Annotated in this window: 8 protein-coding genes and 2 rRNA genes; 2 read left to right on the top strand and 8 right to left on the bottom strand. The window is 43.8% G+C overall.

Annotated elements, in window-relative coordinates:
* Together rrf (E5672_RS20170) and rrf (E5672_RS16780) are read left to right on the top strand one after the other, a co-directional pair.
* Positions 1 to 85: ribosomal RNA gene (gene rrf, locus E5672_RS20170) — 5S ribosomal RNA — on the top strand; the annotation flags it as partial.
* A 139-nt stretch (positions 86 to 224) separates the two neighbouring features.
* A 5S ribosomal RNA gene (rrf, locus tag E5672_RS16780) occupies positions 225 to 340 on the top strand.
* Between the two features lie 322 nt (positions 341 to 662).
* Here rrf (E5672_RS16780) and E5672_RS16775 read toward each other — a convergent pair.
* The 8 genes from E5672_RS16775 to E5672_RS16740 all read right to left on the bottom strand — a co-directional run bounded on the left by E5672_RS16775 (position 663) and on the right by E5672_RS16740 (position 10647).
* Complete coding sequence (locus tag E5672_RS16775; protein WP_136783261.1) at positions 663 to 1193, bottom strand: acyloxyacyl hydrolase; 531 nt, start codon at positions 1191 to 1193, stop codon at positions 663 to 665.
* 270 nt (positions 1194 to 1463) lie between these two features.
* Positions 1464 to 2255, bottom strand: coding sequence for a hypothetical protein (locus tag E5672_RS16770; protein WP_136783259.1), 792 nt, complete (start codon positions 2253 to 2255; stop codon positions 1464 to 1466).
* 137 nt (positions 2256 to 2392) lie between these two features.
* Positions 2393 to 5482 (bottom strand): error-prone DNA polymerase, encoded by a 3090-nt coding sequence (locus E5672_RS16765; RefSeq protein ID WP_136783257.1) that lies wholly within the window; start codon positions 5480 to 5482, stop codon positions 2393 to 2395.
* A gap of 36 nt (positions 5483 to 5518) precedes the next feature.
* Positions 5519 to 7006 carry a Y-family DNA polymerase gene (locus tag E5672_RS16760; RefSeq protein WP_136783256.1) on the bottom strand — a complete coding sequence of 496 codons (1488 nt, stop codon included), beginning with the start codon at positions 7004 to 7006 and terminating at the stop codon, positions 5519 to 5521.
* The gene (locus E5672_RS16755) at positions 7006 to 7758 is read right to left on the bottom strand and encodes a recombinase RecA (RefSeq protein WP_136783255.1); all 753 of its coding nucleotides are present in this window, start codon (positions 7756 to 7758) and stop codon (positions 7006 to 7008) included. The genes E5672_RS16760 and E5672_RS16755 overlap by 1 nt, the downstream gene beginning before the upstream one ends.
* Positions 7759 to 8005: 247 nt before the next feature.
* Positions 8006 to 8518, bottom strand: a complete 513-nt coding sequence (locus E5672_RS16750) for a hypothetical protein (protein WP_136783253.1) — start codon at positions 8516 to 8518, stop codon at positions 8006 to 8008.
* A gap of 2 nt (positions 8519 to 8520) precedes the next feature.
* Complete coding sequence (locus tag E5672_RS16745) at positions 8521 to 10272, bottom strand: DUF885 domain-containing protein (RefSeq protein WP_136783252.1); 1752 nt, start codon at positions 10270 to 10272, stop codon at positions 8521 to 8523.
* Positions 10273 to 10311: 39 nt separating this feature from the next.
* Positions 10312 to 10647 (bottom strand): DUF1820 family protein, encoded by a 336-nt coding sequence (locus E5672_RS16740; RefSeq protein ID WP_136783251.1) that lies wholly within the window; start codon positions 10645 to 10647, stop codon positions 10312 to 10314.
* Between the last annotated feature and the right edge of the window lie 81 nt (positions 10648 to 10728).

The following is a 10728-nucleotide window of genomic DNA, read 5'->3' as shown; positions in this document are numbered from 1 at the left end:
ACTCCATTCCGAACTCAGAAGTGAAACGTATTAGCGCCGATGGTAGTGTGGGGCTTCCCCATGTGAGAGTAGGACACTGCCAGGTCCCATTAAGAAAAACCCGCCTAACGGCGGGTTTTTTGCTTTATATAGAAGCTACAGCATTTTATATGCGAGCTCACAGAATTTAGTAAGGTTGAGAGTTCTCAGCTTTACGCAGTAAGCGCTACTGCAAACCAGTTTTTCCTGGCAGCCATAGCGATACGGTACCACCTAATTCCATTCCGAACTTAGAAGTGAAACGTATTAGCGCCGATGGTAGTGTGGGGTTTCCCCATGTGAGAGTAGGACACTGCCAGGTCCCAATAAGAAGAACCCGCCTAACGGCGGGTTTTTCGCTTTCTGGCAGAAAGAAAAATAATGGGGTCAGAGTACTTTATTTCGCTAACCATCAGAGCGCACTCATACATGATATGTATTCTCATACGCCCTTGAATCAAAAAAATGTACACTGACCCCAATATTAAGATTTCAACGATCTCTGTAGTATTCTTTCCCAGCTTTTTAGTGTGAGGACTCATTTCGCAGTGTGACTAACACACTAGACTTGAACAATAATAAAAGGGGGCAGAGTACATTATTTTCCTTATTAAAATGGAAAAATGTACTCTGACCCCATTTCGTTAGAAATGGTAGGCGTAGGATAGGTTTAGGAAGTCTAGCCCTGGGTTGTCGTTATTAAACCCGCCGTTAGAAAAGTGCATGTAGCGCAGAGCCACATGCTGCTTTTCATCTATTTCTACAAATACACCCAATCTGTCTTCAAATTGATAGTTAGAGCCAATATCCTTGCCAGCGACTTTTTGATCGCCAATGTAGCTTGCGCCAATGCCTGCTTCCAGATACACAGGGTATTTGTCATAAAGTGTCGATATTTGTTTCATAAAGACAGGGGTCAAAGACGCTCCATAGCTTGTGCTGTGCGTATCATTCTCACCGTATTCCCATACGACTGCACTGACTTCCCAGTACAGCTTTATATCGCCAAACCAATCTGTAGCTAGTGTTTGTTCTAGTGGTCTGTACGCAAAGCGCATACCGTCGATATCATCAAACCCGTGCATGTAATCTACACTTACCGTTTGTTTTGCCTGAACGCTATTAGCGGTGAAAATAATGAAAAAAGAAAATAAAAGTAGTGATGCCCGTTTCATAATTACTCCTTGATTTGATAATCAACAAGCAAAAATTTATCCAACCAATAATTTGACCATATTTCAGATAGATAGAATAATTTAAGAAAGGTTTTTTTGAGTTCAAAAAGTGCAGATTACTGACACTATTGAAGTTTTTACAGAGGTACACCTATTACGTTTTAACTAGCTGGCTTACCACCTATATGGGGTACGTAACCTTTTAGGTACTATTAGTATTACTGGAGTTTGATACTCTCTATGTACGTACAACCGTCAAACCGATAGACATTATTTCCAAACCTCTTCAACTTTCAATCCTTGTTCTTTTAAAAGCTTTTGAGATAGCTTTTCGAAAGGGACTATTCCATATTTGGCTCTTATGCTGTCAATTAATTCGGGGTTTGAAGCTATGAATGTATTTAGTTCACTAATAATGTCTTGGTGATAAAGCGTAGACAAAGAAAAAGGAATTTCATTATGTGGAAGCGTTAAATCTAAAGTAAAGGCATCTTTTTCATAGGGTAGTTGTGCGAAATGTTGACTAACAAAGTACTCTAAATCTAACCCGTTAACGCGCTCTTGATACAACAAGGCTAACCCTTGGTGAATATCTGTAACCCACGTAATTTTTGTACTCTGATTGTCTATCCTTTCTTGCCAGTTAACCGGTGTAAAACCTAAAGGCATGGCAAGATGGTTGATCTTTTCAATACCTTTTCCAACGTTTTGTTGTTTTACAATTGTACCTGTAACGGCATTTGTTAATGGGGATGAAAAATACTTATCACTCGACGTGGTAATACTGTTGTACCAGCCCCGATTATCAGGGTATACAAAATCTACATTGCCTTTAACTAGCTCAAGTTGAAGCCGCCTTATCGGTAAACTTAAGTAGACAAACTCGTGACCTGAAACTTCAGAAAAAGCCTCTAAAATTGACCAAGCAACCCCTTTATCTACTGGCGAAGAGAAGTCGTAGTGGGGGAAATACGATAGATTTTGTGCGCCAACTATGTATTTACCTGCATAGACATTTAAACAAAATAGGCTGCTTGCAAAAAGCGCAATCCATCGCATCATTCTATACTCCAAAATGATTGCTGTATTCTTTAAAATACAGGGGAAATATTGGTGACTACTTTATAAGGAAAGGCGTTTTTAATCAAAAAAATAGCAGTGCCGTATCCCTAATTTATTGCCTTGCTCATGTAAAAGATCTAGTGAAAATCTCTAGAATTCAGCATGAGCTTCTCGAGCCAAGGCGTCCGGTCAATAAGCTTACCTGCAATAATATGAATAACTCCTTCTTTGGAGCGTTCGATAATACCATTTACCTGTAGTAGTTTAGCCTTTAAGAATGTTTGTTGCTGAGCACGAGCGGTGGCTTGCCATACCACAACGTTCATATTGCCTATATCATCTTCTAAAGTTAGAAAGGTAACGCCTGCGGCTGTACCCGGGGCCTGTCGCCCTGTCACTGCGCCGAGTACTTTTACAACAGATTTATTGGTCTTATCTTTTAGGGAATTGGACCAGCTTATGTCTTTAAGCTTATGTTGCTTTTTGAGTAAAGAAATAGGGTGGTTATTTACCGATAAGCCGGTTGAAGCATAGTCTTCTAGTAAATTTTCTGCCTCAGAAGGTGTAGCGCCGAGCGCTGTGGTATGTTTATCTGCATAAAATTCGTCGGTATCGAAAAGTGGTAGACGGGTTTGGGTATCCATAATTCGCCAGCGGGTTTCATACCGGTTGCCTGAAATAGTGCGAAGAGCATCGGCGCTAGCCAGTGCCTCTAGTTCATTACTTTTAAGCGAAAGCTGCTGCAACTGCTCGACATTGGTGTAGCCCTTATCTGAGCGGTTTTCCACAATAAGCTGAGACGAAGCTTCACTTAAGCCTTTAATAAGCGTAAGACCAAGCTGAATATATTTTTCTTGGCCTTGTACCATTAGAGAATGCTCAACCTCAGACTGGTTAACGCAGGGGGCCTCTACCCTTATGTTATGACGCTTAGCATCCTGAACTAACTGAGACGGCGAATAAAATCCCATAGGCCAACTATTCAACAGCGCTACGTAAAACTCAACGGGAAAGTAAAACTTCAACCAGCAAGACACATAAGCTAATACGGCAAAAGATGCTGAGTGAGATTCAGGAAAGCCATAACCTGCAAAGCCTTTTATTTGCTCAAATAAGTTGTGGGCAAACGTACTGTCATAGCCTTTATCTGTCATACCCTTAATGAGTTTGTCTCTGAATTCAAAAATTCTACCGTCCTTTTTCCAGCTTGCCATGGCGCGCCGCAGTTGGTCGGCTTCTCCGCCACTAAAGCCTGCTGCAACCATGGCAAGCTGGATCACTTGTTCTTGAAAGATAGGCACGCCCATAGTGCGTGATAGCACCTTTTCCACATCTTTAGATGGGTAGCTAATGGTTTCGTTGCCGTGGCGACGTATCAGATAAGGGTGAACCATGTCGCCTTGAATGGGGCCAGGCCGTACAATGGCTATTTGTACGACCAAATCGTAATAGCGACGAGGTTTAAGCCTTGGCAGCATAGACATCTGTGCCCGTGATTCTATTTGAAAAACGCCTACCGTATCGGCCCGACAAATCATATCGAAAACCTGTTTGTCATCCCCGAGCTTGGTGATAAATGGGATGCTGGTTTCAATAGAATACTGCTTGTTGATAAGAGAAAATGCACGACGAATAGCGCTTAACATCCCAAGGGCCAGTACATCCACTTTTAATAGACCTAAGGTTTCAATGTCGTCCTTATCCCACTGAATAATAGTGCGGTCTTCCATTGCGGCATTTTCAACAGGTACAAGGTCGTAGAGCGGTCCTGCGCTAATAACAAAACCACCTACATGTTGCGACAAATGTCGGGGCGTGCCCAGTAAAGCTTCGGTAAGGGCAATTAACTGCTGTACCCTAGGCTCTTCAGGATTTAGTCCAAGCCCTGCCAGCTGAGACTTCCACGGAATAACGCTGTCCCGTCGATTAATCTGCTTTACCACAAAATCAAGCTGTGACTCGCTAAAGCCCAGTGCCTTGCCCACATCTTTAAACGCTGACTTAAAGCGATAGCAAATAACCGTAGCTGCGATAGCGGTTCTTTCTCTGCCGTATTTTTTATAGATGTATTGGATGATCTCTTCACGACGCTGATGCTCAAAATCCACATCAATATCGGGTGGTTCGTTACGTTCTTTAGAAATAAAGCGTTCGAACAGCACACTTATTTGCCTGGGGTCTACCGCAGTTATTTCCAAGCCATAGCACACTACCGAGTTGGCCGCAGAGCCGCGCCCTTGATACAAAATGCGTTGTCGCTTGGCAAACTGAACAATGTCGTAGATGGTTAAAAAGAAATACTCATACTCTTGTTCGGCAATAAGCGTCAGTTCTTTTTCTATGATTTGGCGAATATCAGGGGTGATACCTTCAGGGAAACGCACTTTTATACCGGCCTCTACACGTTCCCGTAAATACGAAGTGGGCGTATATCCTTCAGGTACAAGCTCCGCTGGATAGTGGTAGCGCAGCTCTTCTAAGGAAAACGTGAATACATGGGCAAGGGCATTGGTATTGGCTACCCATTTCTCAGGGTAAAGTTTCTTAATTTTTTGTATGGTGCGAAGGCTACGCTCTGCATTACTCAACGCATCCCGACCTATTTTATCTACACTGGTATGCACGTTAGTAGCATGCAATACATGTTGAAGCGGCAGTCTGTCGGCGTGATGCATGAGCACCCCCGTACAGGCAATAACTGGGAAAGGGTAGGCAGACTGCAGATGATTGTAATGCGCAAACCTGTGGTGATCCCGTCCGTCTAATAGGCGCTGAGCGCCAATATAAGCATCAATGCTCGGGTGTTTTTGCAGCCATTCAGCCCAATGCTTGTCTTGCGGCACTTTTCCACTTGGTAGCCAAATGAATTTGCAATGGCGAATGGTACGCAAGTCCCACTCAGCCAGTTGATATTCACCTTTCTCAGAACGACGTCTCGCGTTAGTAATGATTCGGCATAGTTCGCTATAGGCCGCTTTGTTCGGGCACAACAGCACAAAAGATAAAGTGTCATCAAATACAAAGTAACTACCCACAATAAGCGTAATCGGTAGACCCTGATGCTTAATTTCATCGAAAGCCCGTACCACACCTGCTACTGAACACTCATCGGTAATGGCAAGTGCGTCGTAACCAAGGAAAGAAGCCGTGGTAACAAGCTCTGCGGGGGAAGAGGCGCCGCAAAGAAAGCTATAATTGCTTTGGCAAAAGAGCTCACTGTATTTCATGATATTGCCTTTACCTTTTTCTTTAACCGCATACCGCTAGCAAAAAAGGCCCTGTACCCACCAGCGGCTCTCTTCGTCTTTAAACACTAAAAGCCTTACGCATTGCTCAGTTTGGGCGATGAAATAATCACGCTTTGTTGGGCTGTCATGCCACCACTCACTGTGTAATCGCACGGGGCCAAAGCAAATTTGGGTAGCCTGAATAAGCGGTTTAGGTACATCAAAAGTGAAGGTAGGAGTAATGTCACTGCTATAAGCATAATTACCGGTGCCGTCACCAGCGCTCGACTCTGTCACCGTCATATATTCAAACTGATGGCTGTCGGCAGCGAGAGGTTGAAAGGTACTGTTATCGCCTAGCTTCGCGTTTAAGCGCCCAATTAATTGCTTTTGTGCAATATCATTAAACCTGTCGCTAAAAAAGTCGCCATTCTGTGTATCCATTTCTTCAAATTGCTGACAGGTAAGCGCAATGGCTGTGGCTGGTTCAGGTAGCTCTAGATTCTCAGTTTTAAGATTAAACAAGGGCAGCCAACTTTGTACTGAAGACTGAGGAAGTGCCGAGCGTATATTGATATCCATTATAGGTGCTTCTCTGAAATGAATACGCACGTTGATGCTGGATGTATATAAGTTTCTTGCCCGTAAATAGTGAGACAAATGCTCAAACTGCTGGGTGACAAAAGGGGTTAGATGCTGCGTGTTTTCAATATCAAAAGGTAATAAAGTAAAGTTATCGAAGTGCTCCAAAGGCCTAAATAATGTAACCCGTGGAAAGGTTTCTCCCCTTAACGCAGTAAGATACATAATGGTGTTATTGTCAAAGCGCTGCCCCAGCTCTTGTACCGGCATGGCAAGCAACTGTTGTACGCAGGAAACGCCCACCCTTGCCAACGAGTCAATGACTTTGGGTGATAGAGCCGTAATAGAAAGCGGGCACGAACTTAGCGCTTTTTTTATGTCATCGGGTGTATGTAAGTAGGTGTTAAATTTATGAAGCGCTAATACTTTTGCGGCCTCAATTGTCCATGCGCTAGCAAAATGATAGCGAATATCTGCTTCAGCAAGTGCTTGGGTTAAAGTTTTCCACAGTGGCGTATGACCGCCATAGTAATGAGTTAGGTTATCTAGCCTTACTGCTAGACCGTTTACACTATCTGATTGAATGTGGTTGTCTAATACGATGTCAGAAGCCAGTGGATAAAGCCGATGGGCTAACTGCGTCAGCATATGCTTTTCAGCTTCTTCACTGAAAGGCAGAATATGTACGTAAGGGCATAGCGCCGCCGCTTGAGCTAGCCCATGCCCAATTTCAATGCCTTCTTTTTTCGCAATATCATTACACTGCGTAATTTTGTTTGTTTTACTGCAGTACACCGCAACGGGGGTATTCGACGCTAACGATGAATACTGGTTGTTGGTTTCGTGCTTCGGCAATTGGCTATGTGCACGTTTATTTCTAGCCGCTTTGATGTGGCTGTCTAAAGTTAGTTGATAGCAGTAAATATAGGCCCACAGCATCATTAGCTCACAGAGTGTAATGCCTGATCGGAAAGCGTGTTGTGTGACATGGCCCATTTAATAGCCTGATTGTCGGGTGTCCACCGGTGGGAAATAACAATGTTATCTTTAGGCCACCCATGACGCTGCTTGCGTATGTTCACCGCCAAAACATGGGGGTTACCTTTTAGCGCGATATCCAAAGTAATGGGTAATGCACTGTCGCTTTGATTCGACAGGTTGGCTTGTGAATCGCTCCCCAAGTCGGCTTTTTGGGAGCTTAACTGTAAGGCCTGCTGTTGCGGTGGAGTATACAGCAAGCACAGCGCATCGTTATGCGTTGCTGCTACCTGTAGGCGTCGCGCTTCTTTTTGATTTACAGCATTACTCCACAGCACTACGCAGTGGCAAGCCGTACTTTTTAAACATTGCTCAGCAGCCCACAATGACTCTTGTTCAGAACGTGTTTTTACTACCAGCACTTGTTGCGCTTTAAGCCCTAGATTTTCTAACCATGGCGATTGTAGTAGCCCGGGAGGGTTAATAAACACCACCAGTTTGTGCGTACGATGCTGGCAAATAACTCGTTTAAAGAGTGAAAGCTCACCCACCCCGGTTAACGAGGAGATACGGACAAGGCCTGTAGATGCAACGCCACCGTTAAGCGCTTTATCCAGACGCGGAAAGCCCAGCGAAAACTTGGCTTCACTTTGCTTCTGATCTCTGGCCCGCCAAATGTGCGGGTGGTTGTTAAGCACGGATAACGATTTGTTCATGGCACTCAAAATAAACTGTATTTTTATACAGTATTATAGTGCAGCAATAACCCTTTTCAAGACAAAAGGTTTTTGGCTTGTTGTTTTAAGCGCTAACTTACTGATTAGTTTGGAAAGGTAAAAAGATTAAACTTTTAAAAGAGTGGGAACATGGCCAGGGGCGCTGAGCTTACTGCATAGCAAAGCGGGCGACCCTGTCATAAAGTTAGCGCTGCATCAGCGCTAACGAGTGGCGTAGAGTAGAAAGTTACTCTTCAGATGATGGGTCTTTTTGAGCTTTTGCTGTAGTACCGCTTACTGTTGCTGTAACGGTTTGGCAAAAAGCAATAAATCCGTCTGCGGTATTTTTTGCCCACACCATGCGAACGTTGCTAGGTAGAGCCTTTACCACTTCACGAATTTCCTCAAGCGTCACTTCTTCATTAAGCAACACTTTATTCAGCGATTCCTCAAATGACATTCCTTTTTCACAACAGGTCATAACAATAGTCGAAAAGTTGCGCATAAGTGGGAGTAGCGCATTGTATTGAGTTTGGTCGATAAGACGGCTTTTATAGGCACTTTCAATACGTGCAGTAAGGTTTTTTTCCAGCGCATCTGTAACAAGAACAAGGTTACGGTAAGCATATGTAACCTTATTGCTGGTTTGCTTATTTGAGTGGCGCAACAGCGCCAGCTCTTTCTGTAAGTTCTGCGCTCGCAGCACGAAGTAAATTAAAAACAGGATAAGTAATCCAATAACACCAAATGCAACGATCATGTTTATTGTGCCTTTTGTTCTTCTATAAAGGTGTTGATATTTTGCTCCAAGATAAACAGTGGAACTGAGCCGTTTTCTAACACGGCACGGTGGAATTTGCGCACGTCAAAACGCTCTCCTAACGCTTCTTCTGCTTTCTTGCGAAGGCCTTTAATTTTGATCTCCCCTATCTTGTAAGACAAGGCTTGCGCTGGCCAAGAAATATAGCGGTCTATTTCAGTATTGACGTTGTGTTCTGAAAGCGCGGTGTTTTCCATCATGTAATCCACCGCTTGTTGACGGCTCCAGCCCATGGTGTGCATACCGGTATCAACAACCAAACGACACGCACGCCACATTTCGTAGCTTAAGCGACCGAAGTTGTCGTACGGCGTTTCATAAATACCTGCTTCAATACCTAAAAACTCAGAGTACAGTCCCCAGCCTTCACCAAACGCTGAAATATAGGTGTTACGGCGTACCATGGGCAAATCTTCAAGCTCTGCGGCCAATGAAATTTGTAGGTGGTGGCCAGGTACTGCTTCGTGCAAGGTCAGTGCAGGCAATGCATACAAAGGGCGCTTATCAAGGGCATACGTGTTTACCCAGTAATATCCTGGCTGGTCATCGCGGCTAGGGTGAATGTAACGGCCCGTTGTGTATTTGGGCGCGATAGCGTCTGGTACAGGCGCTACGCCATAAGGTGTTCTTGGCAGATACTCAAAAAGCGAAGGAAGCTTTGCGTCCATTTTCTTTGCAATAAACGACGCTTCTTTTAGTAAATCTTCAGCGCTGGTGGCATAGAATTGCGGGTCTTCGCGTAAAAACGCAATGAAGTCATTAATGTCGCCATCAAAGCTAAGCTCATCCACAATTTGCTGCATTTGCGCGCGAATGCGTTTTACTTCAGACAAACCTAAATCATGGATTTCCTGAGGCGTCATATCTGTGGTGGTGTAATGCTTTGCTCTATTGGCGTAATACGCCACGCCATCAGGCCAGTTATTTGCGGCAATATCTTCACGGGCATTAGGAATGTATTCGTCTACCATGAAGTCGTAAAACATTTGATATGCAGGCAGTACGCTGCTGTTTATTGCTGCTTTGCCTTGCTCTGCTAGCGCTGCCTTTTGCTCGGCAGTAAAGTACTCAGGAAAGCGGGTAAATGGAGAATAAAAACCACTGTCCACTGCATTTTCAACAATGTATGACGCCACAGAATCTTCAAACCCTTTAAGCACGACTTTAGGCTGTGTGTAGCCTTCTTTTAGCGCTTGTTTCATATACGCAATTTGTTGGTCAAAATAAGATTTCAGCGCGTTTAGGCGGCTAATATAGGCTTGATAATCTTCTACGCGTTTAAAGGTTGATAAATTTGGGAGTGAAGCCATCGCACCATGAAAGCCATATTCTGAGTTAATAGGCACCAAGTGCGCGCGATACGTATATTCATCCACATAGTTAGCTAAACGATATTGCTGCATCAGCAAGGCAATATAAGCGTCACTAGAGATATTTTCTTTTTTATATTGGCTTAAGGCTTTTTGAAAAGCGCGCCATTGTTCATTTTGAGCTTTAAGTGCTTCGGGCGAAATATCGGGTAGCACATGAGCGAGGGAGCTATCGCCTTCGCGAGACGCTAAAAGTGGGGAAACCGAAAGCTCGTACTGCCAAATGTCATCAAGTAGCTGATACAAGCTTTCATCGTCAAGGCTCTTTGCAGATGCACTAATGCTGCAAATAAATAGTAATGCTGCTAACAGATAGCGATACATAAGGGTCTCCGGTAACCTTTACCGGATAGATGCCGGCGGCTACTCTTTCGTTGGTGTATATATTGGACTAGGGAAAGCAGTTACTTTATCAGATTTATTTTCTAATTTAGTAATTTTGGCTGTTCCTTTTTTATTTACGGCGTCAATGCGTAAAACGTTGTGCATAGGAATATAAGTTTTTGTTACTTCTGAAAATTCAGCTTTTAACCTTTCATGGCTAGGATCTACAACAACGCTCGTGTGGGTATCCCACACAAAGTCGCCTATCTCGATAAAGCCAAACAAAGCGCCCTGAGTAAGGGCTCTAACGTAAAGTTCGTAACGTTCTCCATTGCTGATGAACTGAACGCGGTAAAGAATATCGTCTTTCGACATGGATGCTGCTCTTCACTAAAAAACATAAGAATCTCCGGAAACTGAGCCGGAATGTGGCTAACAATTTTACCTTGCTACTAA

Source organism: Alteromonas portus, assembly GCF_005117025.1.
Lineage (GTDB): Bacteria > Pseudomonadota > Gammaproteobacteria > Enterobacterales > Alteromonadaceae > Alteromonas > Alteromonas portus.
Note: the sequence above shows the minus strand (reverse complement) of the source record. Positions and strands in the feature narration are given on the sequence as shown.